Origin of the sequence: Solemya pervernicosa gill symbiont, assembly GCF_002020875.1 — a bacterium.
Classification (GTDB): Bacteria; Pseudomonadota; Gammaproteobacteria.
In genome coordinates this window covers 25995-43114 of record NZ_MPRL01000016.1, presented here as the reverse complement: position 1 = coordinate 43114, position 17120 = coordinate 25995, and the positions used below count along the sequence as shown (strand labels likewise).

General features: G+C 54.6%; 11 protein-coding genes. 9 read left to right on the top strand and 2 right to left on the bottom strand.

Annotation, left to right across the window (positions count from 1 at the left end; all coding sequences use genetic code 11):
- Positions 1-2 precede the first annotated feature (2 nt).
- From nadD to BOW52_RS05995, 6 genes are all read left to right on the top strand, one after another.
- The gene (nadD, locus tag BOW52_RS06020; RefSeq protein WP_078483195.1) at positions 3-641 is read left to right on the top strand and encodes a nicotinate-nucleotide adenylyltransferase; all 639 of its coding nucleotides are present in this window, start codon (positions 3-5) and stop codon (positions 639-641) included.
- Between the two features lie 21 nt (positions 642-662).
- A complete protein-coding gene (rsfS, locus tag BOW52_RS06015; protein ID WP_078483194.1) occupies positions 663-1031 on the top strand; it encodes a ribosome silencing factor in 369 nt (122 codons plus the stop codon).
- Between the two features lie 6 nt (positions 1032-1037).
- Entirely contained in the window at positions 1038-1505 is a 468-nt protein-coding gene (gene rlmH / locus BOW52_RS06010) for a 23S rRNA (pseudouridine(1915)-N(3))-methyltransferase RlmH (RefSeq protein ID WP_078483193.1), read from the top strand.
- 155 nt (positions 1506-1660) lie between these two features.
- Entirely contained in the window at positions 1661-5989 is a 4329-nt protein-coding gene (locus BOW52_RS06005; RefSeq protein WP_078483192.1) for a glycosyltransferase family 4 protein, read from the top strand.
- 17 nt (positions 5990-6006) lie between these two features.
- Positions 6007-7029 carry a glycosyltransferase family 4 protein gene (locus BOW52_RS06000; protein WP_078483191.1) on the top strand — a complete coding sequence of 341 codons (1023 nt, stop codon included), beginning with the start codon at positions 6007-6009 and terminating at the stop codon, positions 7027-7029.
- Between the two features lie 15 nt (positions 7030-7044).
- Positions 7045-8310 (top strand): O-antigen ligase family protein, encoded by a 1266-nt coding sequence (locus BOW52_RS05995; RefSeq protein WP_078483190.1) that lies wholly within the window; start codon positions 7045-7047, stop codon positions 8308-8310.
- Positions 8311-8318: 8 nt separating this feature from the next.
- Here the strand turns inward: BOW52_RS05995 and BOW52_RS05990 are convergent, their stop codons facing one another.
- Together BOW52_RS05990 and BOW52_RS05985 are read right to left on the bottom strand one after the other, a co-directional pair.
- The gene (locus BOW52_RS05990; RefSeq protein WP_078483189.1) at positions 8319-9437 is read right to left on the bottom strand and encodes a glycosyltransferase family 4 protein; all 1119 of its coding nucleotides are present in this window, start codon (positions 9435-9437) and stop codon (positions 8319-8321) included.
- Positions 9438-9618: 181 nt separating this feature from the next.
- A complete protein-coding gene (locus BOW52_RS05985) occupies positions 9619-10692 on the bottom strand; it encodes a hypothetical protein (protein ID WP_078483188.1) in 1074 nt (357 codons plus the stop codon).
- A 184-nt stretch (positions 10693-10876) separates the two neighbouring features.
- Here BOW52_RS05985 and BOW52_RS05980 point away from each other — a divergent pair, with 184 nt between their 5' ends.
- From BOW52_RS05980 to BOW52_RS05970, 3 genes are all read left to right on the top strand, one after another.
- Positions 10877-11473, top strand: a complete 597-nt coding sequence (locus BOW52_RS05980; protein WP_078483187.1) for a Maf family protein — start codon at positions 10877-10879, stop codon at positions 11471-11473.
- 228 nt (positions 11474-11701) lie between these two features.
- The gene (gene rng, locus BOW52_RS05975) at positions 11702-13162 is read left to right on the top strand and encodes a ribonuclease G (RefSeq protein WP_078483186.1); all 1461 of its coding nucleotides are present in this window, start codon (positions 11702-11704) and stop codon (positions 13160-13162) included.
- A gap of 22 nt (positions 13163-13184) precedes the next feature.
- Positions 13185-17036 (top strand): YhdP family protein, encoded by a 3852-nt coding sequence (locus BOW52_RS05970; RefSeq protein ID WP_078483185.1) that lies wholly within the window; start codon positions 13185-13187, stop codon positions 17034-17036.
- Positions 17037-17120 lie beyond the last annotated feature (84 nt).

Genomic DNA, 17120 nt, shown 5'->3' with positions numbered 1-17120 from the left:
AGATGAAGGCGATCGGCATCTTTGGTGGCACCTTCGACCCGGTCCATATCGGACATTTGCGCCCAGCGCTGGAGTTGAAAACGTCACTTGGTCTGGCTGAGGTGCGAATGGTGCCGTGCCGGATACCACCGCATCGCAATAGTCCTGTCGTCAAAGCTGAGCAGCGTGTGTTGATGTTGCAGGCGGCGCTTGAGGGAGTTGGAGAGTTGAGTCTTGATCTGCGCGAGATGGAGCGCGAAGGTCCCTCCTACATGGCCGATACGCTTACATCGCTGCGTTGTGAAATGCCGGAGCAGCCGCTCTGTCTGATTATCGGTATGGATGCGCTGTTGGGGCTGCCGAGTTGGCACCGTTGGACGGAGCTGATTGAACTGGCCCATCTGGTGGTAATGGCTCGACCCGGTTATGAGCTACCCAATGAGGGTGTTGTCGCTGAGCTGGTAGCAGCGCATCGACTCTCTAGTGCGGATGAGCTGCACGGTCGTCCCGCTGGCGGTATCTGGTTTAGTGAAGTGAGCCAGCTCGATGTGTCGGCAACAGCGCTACGAGCGTTGATAGCGAAGGGGCGCACAATTCGTTACCTGACCCCCGATGCAGTGTGTGAGGTGATTGAGCGTGAAGGGCTCTATCAAATTAATTAAATGAACTGTCTGGAAAATTAGATGCAAGCTGAAGAGTTAAAGAGTCTCGCCGTTGAGGCGCTGGAAGACCTTAAGGGTATAGAAATCGAAGTATTGGATGTGCGGGGAAAAACCAGCATCGCTGATTTCATGGTTGTCGCCACCGGTACCTCCAGTCGTCACGTTAAATCACTGGCTGACAATGTGGCGCTGAAGGCGAAACAGGGTGGCGTTCCTCCACTGGGCGTCGAAGGTGAGCAGGGGAGTGACTGGGTATTGATCGATCTGGTCGATGTGCTGGTCCACGTGATGCTGCGTGAAGCACGCGACTTCTACAATATTGAGAAGTTGTGGAGTGTCGATGCTGAGAAGATCCTCGCCCAGCGCGAAGCGGCCGACGAAGAGGAGTAGCCGACCGTGCAGATCCACCTGATCGCGGTCGGTAACAAGATACCGGGCTGGGTGGTGAACGGCTACGAGGAGTACGCCAAGCGCCTGCCGCGTGAGTGCTCCCTGAAACTGGTCGAGATCAATCCAGGTCATCGTGGCAAGAATGCCAATCTGGAAAAGGCGATGGTCGATGAAGAGCATCGAATCTTCGATGCGATTCCTAAAAATGCCCGTGTCGTTGCCCTAGAAGTCAAAGGCAAACCCTGGTCTACCCAGCAGCTCTCACAGCGACTCGAGAGCTGGCTCGGTGGCGGTCAGGATATCGCGCTGTTGGTCGGCGGTCCTGAGGGGCTCTCTGAAAACTGTCGTAAACGAGCAGATGAACTCTGGTCGCTCTCTCCCTTAACCCTTCCCCATCCACTAGTTCGCGTTCTTCTCTCCGAACAGCTCTATCGCGCCTGGAGTATTCTGCAGGGGCACCCATATCATCGTTGAGGTGTGGCGCAATCCTCTCTCAAGACAGTAGGGTGTTGCGATAGATGATGTGTGGAGTTGTTGTGGCAGCGTTGCGAAGGAAAGTAAGTTTGTACGCTACTACAGTGCGTGGAAATCGGGTCTGTTTTAGAAGTTGATGTCTCTCTGGAAGTTTAATGATGAAAGAAGAGTTTGAGTTGAGTGCTGGTGCAGAGGTGCTGGTTGTAATACCGGTAAGTGACTCTGTCCCCAGGTTGTTGACGACAACGCTCGGTTCCCTGACGGGGCAGAGTCTCGATGCTGGCGACTATCAGATCTTAATTGTCGAAAACGGTCCTCAGAGCAGTGAGATGCAGGGCCTGTTGTCGTCGATATCGGATGATGAAAACTATAAGGGATACGCTATTGATCAGCTTTCGCTTCATGAGCCCCTAGGCGCCCTACAGGCTAAGAGGATCGGGGCAGAGTCTCGTGTTTCAAAATTACTGCTCTTTCTCGATCCGGGAGACCAGATTGAGAGTACCTATCTGGAGAAGTCGGTTCTGGCGCTCAATAACTGTGAGGGTGCCGGGTGGGTAGCACCGGTAAAGCAGGAGCTGCTACCGCTGATGAGACTGGTTCAGCCGAAGTCGTTCAGTAGCTTCCGGGCTCTCAGCAAGCCGGTTCTCTCACCTGGACACCTATACCGTAGCCAGCAATGGCTAAAAGCCAGTCGTAAGATACCCTCCGCAGTCGGTGGTGTTGAGGTCTTTGATGAGTGGTATGTCCAGATTCGCCTGATGGCAAAAGGGTTGTGGGGTTTTGCCCTTAGGGATGTGGTCTATATCGGTGAGCGGGATACAAAAATACTCTCAATGCTTGATACCAAGAGATATATGGCAAGCATCTATCTGACCATAAGAAAGAATATGGGTCTGTTGCTGTTGGTGTCCCGGGCAAGGTCTGCGTTCAAAAGAGAGTGGCGAAAAGGGTGGGGTTATAAGTCGAAGCTAAACCCAGGGTGGATTGTCGATAAAATTCAGGCAGCGGCGATCAGGCGCTTTGGATTTGGTGATGTATCGGCATCTCTGGGTGGCAGGGGGGTGGTTCTGGCAATGCTGTTTCCGGAGAGGTTCATCACCCGGATGCTGACGACGCATACCAATATATCGCTTGCTGAAATTCACTGTGAATTTTATACCAAGCCAAATCTCGACTGGTCGCCGACCGTTGATCGGCCTGCTGGGTCAAACTCAGTTCTCTTTGCACAGAGCAACTGGACGATAGGTGGAGCTGAACGGGTATTGCTCACCTGGATGAAAGCGGCCCGTCCCCACGTGGCGGGTAGGATTATCGACGTTTGTGGACGAGAGACCCGGCACGGCTCAGGTGATGGGCGTGAAGAGGGAAATGTCTACTACGAACAGGATGTCAGGGATGAGTTTGCCGGGTTGTGTGATGTTCAGTTCAGTCTCGAAGGGATGGGTGAGACTCCGTTGCAACGCATGAGGATCTGCTGGGATCTTATCTGCAGGGAGAGGCCGGCGCTGATTTTTATCTCAGGAAATGCCTATCTCTATGCGCTGTTACCGCTGATCAGAAAGTGGTTCCCAGAGATTGTGGTCGTCGATATCCTCCACAACGAGTGGTACAACCACAGGGACTGGTTCAACATTTCGTCGGAGTATTCTCGTTACATCGACCAGCGAGTGACGATCTCGGAGTATTGGCGTTCCGTTTTGGTAGACAAGTATGGTGAGAGCAGGGATCGTGCCTCGGTCTTTCTCAATTCCATCGATCTACAGCGTTTCGATCCAGACCGCTATAGCGATAGCACTTTCCTCCTTGAAGACTCCGAATCCGACCGTAAGGTGATCGCGTTTATCGGACGTCTGCATGAGCAGAAGCGACCAGGTGTCTTTTTCGAATTGGCGAAGCAGTTTGCGACTGTTGAGGGATACCGTTTTGTGGTCGTTGGCGATGGGCCTGAAATGAGTGCTCTACAGGAGCGTTACAGTGCACTGTCGAATCTGATCTGCTTAGGTCCCAGCGACGATATTCCCAGGATATTGGCGTCAGTTGATCTGGTTGTCTTCTCCTCTCAGTTTGAGGGCTACCCACTCACCTCGCTCGAAGCCTCTGCGATGAAGGTGCCGTTTATCGCACCCGATATTGTCGGTTTCAGAGAGCAGGTTGAAGATGGCGATGGAGGGTTGCTCTATCGTGCGAGCGCAGACGACTCTCGCGATGCAGAGCATATCAAACAGCTCATAGAGCAGAGATGGGATGAGCTGATGGCTATGGGTGAGCGAGGGCGTGCCTATGTGGAGGCAAGCCATTCATCCAGTCTGCTCGAGCCGAAGTATGGTGAGTTTCTTGCGGAGCTGATGCGTGAGGCGGCTGCCGGGAGGTGGAGAGAGTCTGCTTCCAGCGGTAGAAAAAAGCTCTATCTGCATATCGGCATGCCGAAGACGGGCTCTACATCGATCCAATATTTCATGGACGTGAATCGATCACGTCTGATGCGCCAGGGGATTCTCTATCCCAGCCACCACATGTTCGGGCATGCCCACCACCCCTTTGCGTGGGTTTGTATGAAAGATGGCACCAAGCTGAGTAGGCAGGCTACCGAGAATATTGAGAAGAATTATAAGTCATTGTCTGGACTTGAGTCTGATTTGAGAGTGCTGCTCGAAAAAGCACAGGCATCCAACAGCGATTCGGTTGTCGTGAGCGGCGAGGCGTTTATCCGTAGCGATCCGAATAAGGTTAAGGCCCTCTTCTCCGGATTTGATGTGACGGTGATAGTCTTTCTTCGCCGACAGGATCTCTACATGGAGTCGTCGTATAACCAGAACAAGAAGATGAGACCGTCTCAGGTAGAGCTGGACGTGCTTCTATCTAGAACAAATTCGGTGCTCGACTACGCGACTCTTCTCGATGGCTGGTCTGCCTGTTTTGGCGAAGAGAATATTGTCGTGACCCCGTTCGAACGAAGTAGCTTTGGCGATGGTCTGGAGCGTTATCTCCTTAGTCTGTTGGGCGTGGAGTGGAGTCGGTCATATAAAACCGAGCTGAAGAATCCAGGGCTCAATCGTGATTGCCTCGCCTTTGTTTCTGAGCACTTTCTGCCGGAAGAGGTGGGGGCTCGGGAGAGAGGCAGGGTGATTGAGATGCTGGCCCAATACTCCAGCGAGCACTCAGATGGCAAGAGCCTGAAATATAATCTGCCGCCCTCCAAGCGTCTGGAAATCATCGAGAAGTACAGCGCTATCAACCGTGAGGTGGCACAGCGCTATCTTGGTAGAGAGGATGGACGTCTGTTTCTCGATCCACTGCCTTCGTTAGAAGATGAGTGGCAGCCCTATAGCGGACTCAGTGATGAGCGTCGGGACGATATTGTCCGCTATCTTACGGATCGAGGTGTCCGTGTGGAAAGCCGTTCCGAGGGCGCACCGGCCACCACCGAGCGAGCAGCGGGCAACGGAAAGACGCTCTATCTACACATTGGGCTGCACAAAACAGGAACCTCCTATTTGCAGAGCTTCCTGGCGGCGAATGCAGAACTGCTGCTGGATGCCGGTCTTCTGGTGCCGGGTTTCGATGGGTGTAGTGCACACCATCTGTTTGCCAGTGTCTGTTTCGACGGGAACGATGAGGCGAAGCGTTTTCCGTTGCAGTTGCGGGGGCAGTTCTCTGAACGCTCAGAGTGGCTCGCCGCGATGGAGGCAGAGCGGGACTCTCTGTTGGAGAGTGGTGCTGACAAGATTGTGATGAGCAGTGAACGGTTTTCGAACAATGACCCCGAACGGCTGAGTACCTTTTTCGCCGGTTTTGATGTCAAGATAGTTGTCTTTCTTAGGCGACAGGACCGTCTTCTCGAGGCGCGGGTCAATCAGTTGAAAAAGGTGGGAAGGCTTACGGACGAGAGGATGGCTCGGCTCTTTGAACGGGCTGACCGGAACTACTATCGTATTCTGTCGAAATGGAGTCGTGTCTTCGGTAAGGATAATGTCATCGTCCAGCCCTATGAGAGATCGCTCTTCGGTGATGGACTCGAGAGTCGCTTTCTCGACTTGATCGGTGTCGAGTGGAGCGATGGATTCGAGCCTGTTGAGAGCATCAACAGAAGTTTGTCCAGGGATTGTCTCGCTTTTCTCGAGAAACACTCTCGGCAGGTCGTGCCGACACAGGCGCTGCGTCGAATCCTTGAGGAGTACACGGGGGCTCATCCGGACGAGGTGGCCATCAGAGACCACTTTTCTCCCTCGGACCACCTTGCGATATTGAATGGTTGCCGTGAGAGCAATGCCATGGTTGCCAAAGAGTATCTTGGCCGTGATGATGGCGTGCTCTTCTCTGAGCTAGATCCGAATCCTGCTGCACCCTGGACCCAATACTCAGGCTTGAGTGGTGAGGCCGAGATGCGTCTGATCAGCTATATCCGAGAGGCCGGTTATGAGTTGCCGGATGATCTTGGCGATGGCGGGGTGGAGGGTCGTCTGGTGGAATCATCCCATGGCTGATTCGATCAAGGACGTATATGTTTGTTGTTGAGGTCTCATCGACAGCGAGGGGCAGTGTCCGCTACATCGCGGGTAAGCTGTGCCAGCGCTTTTCACGGCGAGGGGGGGTGCGGTGCCGTCTGATGGCGCCGGTCAGGGGGCGCTTCGATCTCAAGGTGGCCCTCAGATTGCTGTGGAACAGGAGAGAGATCTCACTGGTGCATACGCATCTGGGACGGGCGTCATCGCTGGTGGGGTGGTTGTTTAAGAATAGTGATGTGATGACGGTGGCAACGTTGCATGGGATGCAGAAGCTGCGGCACTACAAAAATATCAAACACTTCGTGGCGGTATCAGAGGCGGTCAGACGTCACTACGTGGCTCAAGGACTCGATGACGAGAAGATCACGATCATTCCCAACGGCTATGAGGAGATGATCGATCGATACACAGGCTCTGGTCTCAGACGCGAGCTGGCGCTACCTGCTGGAGCGCCACTGATCGGTGCGATCGGTCAATTGAGCCCGATCAAGAACCAGATGCTGCTTCTTGAGGTTTTTCGTCAACTGCTTGGACGGGGTGTGGATGCCTATCTGCTCATCGTGGGCGAGGGTGAGATGCGTGCAGGACTCGAACGTGAGATTGCTACTCATAACATGGGGGGGCGCGTTCGGCTTGCCGGTTATCGCAAGGATGTTGCTGCGATCTATAGCGAGATCGATATCCTGGCTGCCACCTCGGTCGAGGAGGGATTCTGCCTCCCGGTGCTGGAGGCGATGGCGTTCGGTGTGCCTGTGGTCGCAACTGCCTGCGGTGGTCCCGAGGATATGATCGAGTCGGGCGTTAACGGCTATTTGGCAGGCGTGAACGATGTGGCGGGGTTGGCAACGGCACTCGAGCGGCTCTGTGGCGATACCGAGCTGCGATCAAGGATGGGAGCGCACGCCAAAGCGTCGGTAACCGGGATGGAGTGGGGTACGATTGAACAGCGCTATATGAGTCTGTTCGAAACGCTGCTCGCTGAGCAGGGGGAGCCTCCGACGGTCGATCGGGACGACTGATGGAGTGATTGTAATATGGAGTCGGTGAAGCGGTGGTTGATCGATAATGGTGGCTGGTTGCTGGTGGCTTCGGTCGTGGTGCTGCTAACGACGCGCCGACTCTATAATCTTCCGCTGCTGGTCCTCGCGCTGACCGCCCTCTATCTACTGGCACGGCAGTGGCGCACGATCATCGCACGCAGTGAGATGCGCCTGCTGTTACTGCTCTTTGCCTTGCTATGGATGCCGATGGTGCTCGCGCTGACGGGGGCGGTCAGTCTGGAGCGCAGCTTGAGTACGGTAGTGCCCTATCCCCGCTTTCTGCTGGGAGGCATCACGCTGCTCTGGTTGCTGAATGGTCGGATGGCAAGAGAGAGATTGCATGTCGCGGTTGTGGCACTTCTCTCTTTATGGTCGATCGATGCGATGTGGCAGTACCTCTCGGGTCACAATATTCTCGGCTATCCTTACAACGGTGAGCGCCTCAACGGCTTCTTCTATCCCGATTTCAGGTTGGGGCCGGAGTTGGCTGTGTTTCTGCCGGTCTATCTTGAGGGGTTGAGACGGTGGGGTAGGAGACACTGGTGGCTCTGGTTGTTGCTTATCCCCTATCTCAGCGCAATTTTTCTCAGTGGTACCCGTTCGGCCTGGGTGCTGTTGGCCGTCGGTCTGCTGCTCTACCTCTGGTATCTGGGACGCCTCGGTTATCTCAAGAGGGTGAAGGCGGTAGTGTGGGGCGCGTTGGCGATCGGTGTGGTGTCGCTGGTGCTCTTCGCCTCAACAGATGAGGCCGTTAGAGAGCGGCTGCAGAAAAGTGCTGGTCTGTTCAGTACCGATATCGAATCTATAGACAACGCGACGGCGCAGCGGGTCTCTATCTGGCAGGTTGCGATGCTGATGGTGGAGGACCATTGGCTGACGGGCGTTGGGCCACGAGGCTTTCGCTATGTATTTATGGATTATGCGCCCGAGGACAACTATTGGAAGAACCTGAGGCGGCCACTTGCACCCAATCAACCCCATCTGGTCGGGTTGGAGGTGCTGGTCGAAACAGGTGTGGTTGGTATCGTTGGTTTTCTGGCGTTTTTTTGGGTGTTGATCACCTATGCAGCCAAGAGGACTAGTGGTTTCAGAAGTGATGCAGTCCCATGGCTGATAGCAGCGCTAGTAGCCCTATTCCCCCTGAATACATACCTTGCGCTCTATGCCAGTTATTGGTCCTCGCTCTCTTGGTGGTTGCTGCTGGTGGCCTTGGCGATGATGAGTGGTGGGGATGGCGATGAGCGTGATAATGCCGACTGAAGGTGCGATCAATGGCCGCGTTCGACGATCTCGTGGTAGAGCGTCGAGTATTTGTGCGCCATCCGATCTATGGTGAAGAGTCGATTGAAGCGTTGAGCAGCATTCTCTCCCATCTCTGCGGCTTTGGCCGGGTGTTCCCAGAGATAGTGCATCGCGTTGCTCAATGCTCCCGGATCGCTGGGCGGTACGACCAGGCCGGTTTCGCCGGCAATGTTTGCATAGGTGGTGCCTGTGCCGATTTCGCTGGAGATCATCGGTTTCCCAAACATCGCTCCTTCGAGCAGGGAGATGCCGAACGCCTCGGAACGCATGTGAGATGGGAAGAGGATGCCATAGCAGAGCTGCAGAAGGGCAACCTTGTCGGTATCGGGTATGTGCCCGAGAAAGATAGTCTTCTTCAATCCCAACCGCTTGGCCTGGTTTTTTAGCTCATTCTCTGTTGGGCCAGCCCCCACGATAACTACAGGAAATCCCGTCTTGTGGGCCGCCTCCAGCAGGATGTGGAGACCTTTGTAGTAGCGAAGTACGCCAACAAACAGGAAGAATCTGTCGCCAAACTTGTTGCGCCAGTAGTTAAGACGCTCCGTGGGCGCATTTGGGTAGCTCTCTCTGTCCAGGCCGGGCGGAATCACAACGACCTTCTGTTTAAAACGCTTCAATGTTTTGCTGGTTTCTAGATAGTTGTGTGATGTGGCGGCGATGGCGTCAACATTGTTGAGAAACCGGATCATGAGTGGATAGTAGATCTTGCGCAGGTGTCGCTGACGTACGATATCTGAGTGATAGGTAACGATCGATGGTTTGTTAACTCGTGTCGCAAAGTGGACCAGGTCCATGAAAGGCCATGGGAAGTGGTAGTGGATCAGATCCGCGCGCTTGGCAAGCTTTGAGAACTTTGAGAAGACCGAGAGTGACAGGCTGTTCGATGCGATCTGTAGGTCGAGCTTTGATTGGTGTGTGCGATAGCCGCTTGTGGTGCTGGCGGAAGGGGAGGGGCGGTGGCTGAGCGAAAGTACATCGCACTGTATGCCCAGCGTGCTGGTGCCGCTGGCTATCTGGTGAATTACCTGCTCTACGCCTCCCATCGATTCGGGGATGGCGTTTTTGTAGAAGTGGAGAACTCTCATGCTGGATGTGCTGGCCTACTGGATGCTTATCAATGCAAGATGATTAATGTTTGCTGCAGGTGCGCGGAGCTTGCTGGCCTTTGCTGTCTCTTGCTGTGGCCTGCTGACGGTTCAACGATACGTTGCTCTATCTGAATGTTAGTACCCGATGTTGATGATAGGCCAATTGTCTGTGTGGCAATCAATCAGTATCTGTTGTTGCACTCTTTTTCAAACAGTCAGGATATGATTTTCCTGTACGTAGATCATTGTAACAGAGGAGTGAGGTCTGAAATTTCGCTGTTGAAATAAAGAGTGAAGCGAGTTGTGTTAATAGACCTATCTGGATGCGAAGCAGAACCATGTAGATGATGATCTCGCTTGCATGGTGTTGAAGGTCGCCCGTAAGCATCGCCAGCATGGGCACCATTATGAGTGTGATAGGGAATAGATACTTTAACCTCTGAGGGCCCAGCCTTTTTTGACGGCGCATGTTCAGTTTTGTATCAAGTTGTTGTCCGATAGCGCCGTTTCGATAGAGGGATGATATACATTTTTTGACTTCTTCCTCAGTGAGGTTGCTGTCGCAGAGCTGTTCGCTGAGTGAGCGATACTCGTTGTTAACTATAGCCGACAGTGTTTTGTTGTCTGTTGATGCGGTAACAATCTTGTTGACAGAGTGGGAGAAGATCCAGCCGCCAATGGCGGTTGCTACGATTACAGCCGTCGTAATGGCTGGATTTAACCATATTAATACCAGTAGAAAGATGAGTAGCTGTAGCAGTAGAGATAGGCCGAGTGCTGTCTGTCGCATGGTAAAGCCGCAGCCATAGGCGGTTGACCCGACTACTTCCTTGATGGCACCAGAGAGATTTAGGGAGCCTGGATGTTTATGCAGTGCGACAACGCCACGCACCGATGCCTCGGCAACCGTCTTGCGCATGATTTCGAGAGCCATGTTGTAGACGATGAAGTTCAGATGGAGTGAGCCGACTACAAGCAGTAGGACAATAGCCAGTGCGCCAGCAATTGTAAGTGGAGTGGCGGCCAACACGATTGGGCCATAAACGAGTGACGTGCTGCTGTAGATGGCATGATTGATTAGGGGGGTAAGGCCAAGATAGGCGCTAGCATTTAAGGCTGAGCTGAAGATGGCTGCCAGCGATACAAGCAACAGGGCCCGTGCGTGGAGGGGGTAGAACTCCTTGAAGAGGTATTGCGCAGGTGCAATGAAACGGGTGAACCTTTCCAGGCTGCTATTTAAGGTGGTTATCATAAATGGTTTGTTTGTCTGGGCGGTTCTACTTCATCATTGATGCGGTCATTTTAATGGAACTGCGATGACGGGCATAGCACCGCTAATACAGAGATGAGGGGGCGACGTGAAGCGCGCTTGCCTCAGCTTATCTGCTGAAATACTCTGGGTAGGTCTATTGATACGCTGCTTTCAACTATTGAAAATGACTCCTGAATCTGGGGCACCAGACCTCTATCTCGCCTCCGCCTCTCCGCGACGCGCTGAACTGCTGACGCAGTTGAAGCTCGACTTTGAGGTGCTCCGTGTCGATGTGCCTGAGCTGATAGATGCTGGGGAGTCGGCTGAGGTGTTTGCCATCCGCGTTGCGCTGGATAAGGCGCGGGCCGGGCTGTCTGCCCTGGAGTATCAACCCGGCCGGCCGGTGCTCGGTGCCGATACCTGTGTGGTGGTTGAGGGTCGGGTGCTGGGTAAACCTCGAGATCGTGAGCATGCTGCCGAGATGATGCATCTGCTCTCTGGGTGTGAACATCGAGTGATGACCTCAGTTGCAGTGGTTAATGGGGAGCGGGAGCAGACGCGTCTGTCGGTCTCTCACGTACACTTTCGCGAACTCTCTGAGTCGGAGATTGGAGCCTACTGGGAGACTGGTGAGCCGCTAGGTAAGGCGGGTGGTTATGCGGTGCAGGGGCAGGCGGCGCAGTTCATTGAGCGACTGGAGGGGAGCTACAGTGGAGTGATGGGGCTACCGCTGTATGAAACGGCGGAATTACTCACGGTATTTGGGGTCGGATTGTTGTAGTCTTTCCATATAAACAGGTGTAACCGTCGCGAGAGGCGGAGCCGATTTTGCTGCAGAAGTAGGGTGGAGCCGATTTACGTAGCGCATGTTCCCGTGCACGCGTCCTCGCTGAATCGAGTTGTGCTTGAAATGCGGGCGTATATTCCCCGCCTTCTGCTGTTATCGAACCTGATGAATTCAACGATGTGGCGTTGAGCCGCAACGAAATAGCATTTAGAGCCCTGGTCCATGAGTGAAGAGATCCTAATTAACGTCACCCCGCAAGAGACACGTGTTGCGGTGGTGGAGAATGGCGTACTGCATGAGCTGCTGATCGAGCGAAGCTCCAAGCTCGGTCTGGTCGGTAACGTCTACAAGGGTAAGGTGTGCCGGGTGCTGCCCGGTATGCAGGCCGCCTTTGTTGAGATAGGCCTGGAGCGCGCCGCCTTTCTGCACGCCTCGGATGTCTTCCAGGTTGAGGGTGAGAACGGTGTTAATGGCCATGCCGCGATTACCGAGCTGCTACGTGAGGGTCAGCAGATCCTGGTGCAGGTGATTAAAGATCCGCTCGGCACCAAAGGTGCCCGTCTTACAACCCACATAACAATCCCTTCCCGCTATCTTGTTTGCCTGCCCGATACGCCTACTGTCGGTGTGTCGCAGCGTATTGAAGATGATGAGGAGCGGCTGCGACTGAAAACGATTGTACAGTCGGCGGTCAGCGACGATGACAACAACGGCTATATCGTGCGTACGGCTGCTGAGGGTGCCGGTGAGCTGGCGCTGCGCTCCGATATCAACTTCCTGCGCAAGCTGTGGCAGGCGATTCGTGAGCGAGCTAAAAATGCTAAATCTGGTGGCCTGGTGCATGAGGATCTGCCGTTAGCACTTCGTATTCTGCGTGATATGCACGGTGTAGAGGTGGAGAAGGTACGTATCGACTCGCGCGAATCGCACCAGCGCCTGATGGAGTTTGCCGAGGAGTATATTCCTGAAATTGTACCGCGTATCGAACCCTACTCAGGGCCGCGCCCGGTGTTTGATCTTTACAATATCGATGATGAGATTCAGAAGGCACTGGAGCGTAAGGTACAGCTCAAGTCGGGCGGCTACCTGATTATCGATCAGACCGAGGCGATGACCACCTTTGATGTGAATACCGGTGCCTATGTCGGTCATCGCAATCTGGAAGAGACGATCTTCCGCACCAATCTCGAGGCGGCACAGGCGATCGCCCGTCAGCTACGACTGCGCAATCTGGGCGGTATCATCATCCTCGATTTTATCGACATGCAGGAGGAGGAGCACAAGCGCCAGGTGCTACGCGCACTGGAGCAGGCACTGTCGAAGGATCACGCCAAGAGCCATATCAGTGAGGTCTCGTCACTGGGGTTGGTGGAGATGACCCGCAAACGCACCCGCGAGAGCCTCGAACATGTGCTGTGTGAGGCGTGCCCTACCTGCGGTGGACGCGGCACGCTGAAGACACCTGAAACGGTCTGTTACGAGATTTTTCGCGAAATCCTGCGCCAGGATCGTCAGTTCGATGTCGTGAAGTTTCTGGTTCTGGTATCCAACGAGGTCTCCGATCTGCTACTCGATGAGGAGTCGACCAGTCTGGCTGAGTTGGAGGAGTTCATCGACAAACCGATTAAGTTTCAGGTCGAATCGCTCTACACCCAGGAGCAGTATGACGTGGTATTGATGTAAGGCTGCGAACGGAACGCATCACTTGGCTGTTAATAAACCCCTTATCAAACCCCTGGCGCTAACCCTGTGGCGTAGCGTGGCGATTGCTGCGCTGGTGTTACTGGTGCTCGCGGCCGTGGCAATTTCGCTGGCACGTTGGTTTGCCCCTCATGTGGCCAGCTATCGCGGTGAAATCGAATCGTGGGTCAGTCACTATCTTGAACAACCCGTTTCGATCGGTGCAATGACCGTCGACTGGCGTGGCTGGGGACCCGATATAGAGCTCAAGGATGTGGTTGTCACCCAGCGCGATGGTGGCACTCTGCAGCTGAAAGAGGCGCGGGTCGGTTTCGATCTGCTGGAGATATTCAGTTCCGGAAAACTCGAACCGAGTGCCCTGGTCGTGATTGGCCTGCGTCTTAAGGCGGAGCGTCGTGCAGATGGTTCGGTTGTGCTCGAGGGTGTCGAGGGGACAGGGCTTGCCGGTAGTGAGGGTGATATTCCGATCGGCTGGCTACTCTCCAAATCGCGTCTGGAGCTGCGCAAGAGTCAGTTGCACTGGATCGACCACAAGCGTAACGATGACATCACGCTAACTAATCTCAACCTGAGTCTGACCAATGTTGAACAACGCCACCTGCTCAAGGGGGCGGTTGAGTTGCCACAGGAGTTGGGCGGCAAGCTGGGTTTTGCCGCAGAGCTGAATGGGGCGGCGGATAGGCCGAAGCAGTGGCGCGGTGTTGGATATCTTCAGGCAGCCGATCTGGCGATGACCGACTGGATGCGTGAACTGCTTCCACCCTGGTTTGATGTTGCGGGGCGTAGCGATCTTGATCTCTGGGGTGAGTGGCGTGATGGCCGATTGGTGCAGATCAGCGGTGAGGCTGCACTAGCGGGTATCACACTCTCTGGTGGGCGGCTTCAGGAGCAGCCTTCGTTGGCGCTCGATAGCGTTGCTGGGCGTTTTCTCTGGCAGCGTGAGCGAAGTGGCTGGCGTCTCGATGTCGATCATTTTTCGTTGGCACGTGATGAACACAGCTGGCCACAGACGGGCTTCAGTTTTCGCCTGCTGAATGGTGAAGGTGGTTATGAGGCCGAGGGTGGTTTCGAGTGGTTGCGTCTCGATGACGTTGCCGACATTGCGCTGCATCTACCACTACTCGATGAGAACCTGACCCAGGGTATTGCGGGGCTTCAACCGGCGGGTGACATCAAAGATTTTAAACTGAACTTCCAGCAAAACCGTGACCAGCCAGAGCTACGCTACCGTGCTGAGTTTGAAGATCTCGCCGTGGCCAGCTGGCAGGGTGGGCCGGCTCTGTCGGGGCTGAGTGGTTCTATTCAGGGAGATGAACAGAGCGGCCGGGTGGCGCTAAAAAGCAGTGCCTCCGATTTTGATCTGCAGCCGTTATTCCGTTCCGCACTGCATGCCGATCAGCTCGAGGGTGAGCTACTGTGGCGCTACTTCCCCGACCATCTGCATCTTCAGGCGGAGCGCATTACGCTCGCCAATGCCGATATCACTACCCTGAACCGTTTCTCTATCGATATACCCTTCGACTTTAACCACACTCCATTTCTCGATCTGCAGACCAGTTATGAGGGAGGAGACCTGAGCCAGGTGGGTCCCTATCTACCGGTGGCGATCATGCCGGTCGATGCCGTCTCATGGCTCGATCGTGCCATCGTCAGTGGTGATGCCACCTCCGGTAGTGTGCTGTTTCACGGCTCACTCTCGGCCTTCCCCTACGATCGGGGTGAGGGGCGACTGTCTGTTGTCACCAATATCTCCAACGGCGTGCTCGACTACACCGAAGGGTGGCCACGTATCGAAGAGCTTGAGGGACAGCTCCGTATCGATGGTCGTTCACTGGCAGTCGATGCCGAGTCGGGCAAGATTTTAAATAATGATATTGGTGAGACCCTCGTTACCATCGACGACATGTTGGCCGCGAAGCTGGTGGTTGATGGCAATGCCAGTGGTGATCTGGCCGAAATGTTCCACTTCCTGACTGAATCACCGATGGCGAGCGACTATCGTGAGCTGCTTGACGATCACAGTGGTCGTGGTAAGAGCCAGCTACACCTCGGCCTCTCACTGCCACTCGATGATAGGGATGAGCCGATTTCAACCCGGGTTGCACTCAAGCTTGAGGGAGCAACGATCCGCTCCAAGGCGTGGCAGGGTGAGCTGAGCGCCATTAATGGCACAGTCCGAATCGGCAATGACGGGGTACAGGCCAAAGGCGTTAAGGCGAAGCTTTTTGGTCGTGATGTGGCGGTGGATATTACGGCCCCCGAGGGCAAGGCCCGCCAGATTAAGGTAACGGGTCGTTTTGCTGTGACCGATCTGCCCGGTACGGCTGAGGTTAAACCCTATGTGTCAGGTGAGAGTCGCTGGCATGCAGAGCTGAACATGCCGCCACTCGATAACCGCAAGCGCGACAATAAGCAGGGCGTGCTGCGTCTAAGCTCGTCACTCGATGGTCTGGCACTCAAACTGCCACCTCCGTTTGAAAAAGCGCGAAAAGGAGAGCGGAACCTATCGATTGAGCTGCCTATCAACGGTCAGCTACGTGAGCTTAAGGTCGATTATGCCGAGCGGGCGAGTGCCCGACTACAGCTTAAGGCGCTAAAGCAGGGCTTTGAGCTACTCGGAGGACGTCTCCATCTGGGGGCTGGAAAAGCGACCACCTCGGAACGAGATTTCTACCTTGGTGGTGAGCTGGAGCAGTTTGATCTGGATCGTTGGCTCGCATTTGTCAGGGAGATTGTTGGTGAAGGGGAGTTTGAGATCCCCGAGCTGCTTGCAGCGATCGATGTAAGGGTCGAACAGTTTCTCGGCTTCGGACGTGAATTTCATAACGTCGCTATACAGTTGGAGCGGGAGCGTCGTGAGTGGTTGTTGATGGTTGACTCAACCGAGGTGAAGGGGGCGGTGGTAATACCCCAGCCGTTTGGTAAGCACGATTTGTTGAGGGTTGAGCTTGAGCGCATGAGACTCGCACGGCTAGAGGATGATAAGCAGGATGAGATTCCCGATCCGCGCAAGATTCCATCACTGCACGTTAACTGTCAGCAGTTTAGCCTGGGCGATATCGAGTTTGGTGAGATGACGCTACGTACCCGGCGTCGAGATAACGGTCTCCATCTGGAGCGGCTGGAGCTGAAGTCAGAGGTGCAGCGTCTCACCTCAAGTGGCGACTGGACCCTGCAGCAGGGGCAGCATCGCTCCAAATTCAAGATCGAACTTAACGGTGATGATGTGGGCGAGATCCTCGATGTCTGGGGTTATGCCGTCAATATGAAGGATGGTCGGGTCAAGGCACGTATCGACGCCGCCTGGAATGGCTCTCCCAGCCAATTCTCATTGCAGCGCATGGAGGGTTCGTTATGGTTGAAGATCTTTGATGGTCGACTACTCGATATTGAGCCCGGTGTTGGGCGCGTATTTGGCCTGCTCGGCGTACATACCCTGCCTCGTTGGCTGACTCTCGACTTTGGTGATCTGTTCAAGAAGGGTTTCAGCTACGACAACATCAAGGGCAAATTTATCCTCAAGGATGGTATCGCGCAGACCAGAGATCTGCGCATGGATGGCTCTTCGGCGTTGATTGAGATCAAGGGCCGGGTCGGCCTGATTGAGGAGAGCTATGATCAGCGCGTCACGGTAACACCGAAGTTGACCTCAAGCCTGCCGATTGCAGGTGCCATCGCAGGTGGCCCTGTTGCCGGTGCAGCCCTCTGGGTGGCCGATAAGATCTTTGGTAATAAGGTGAATGAGATGAGCCAATCACGTTACACAGTTGTCGGTTCGTGGGATGAGCCAGAGATCACCAAGATCGAAACAGGTAAAGGATCTTCGTCGTTCGCTCGCGCTCTCAACTACGAATAGGCAGACGGCGTCGACTATCGCGGACTAACCGCCTTCGCTTCGCTATCCATGGCGGTCAGCGCCGGTGGAGGAGCGTTAAGGCGC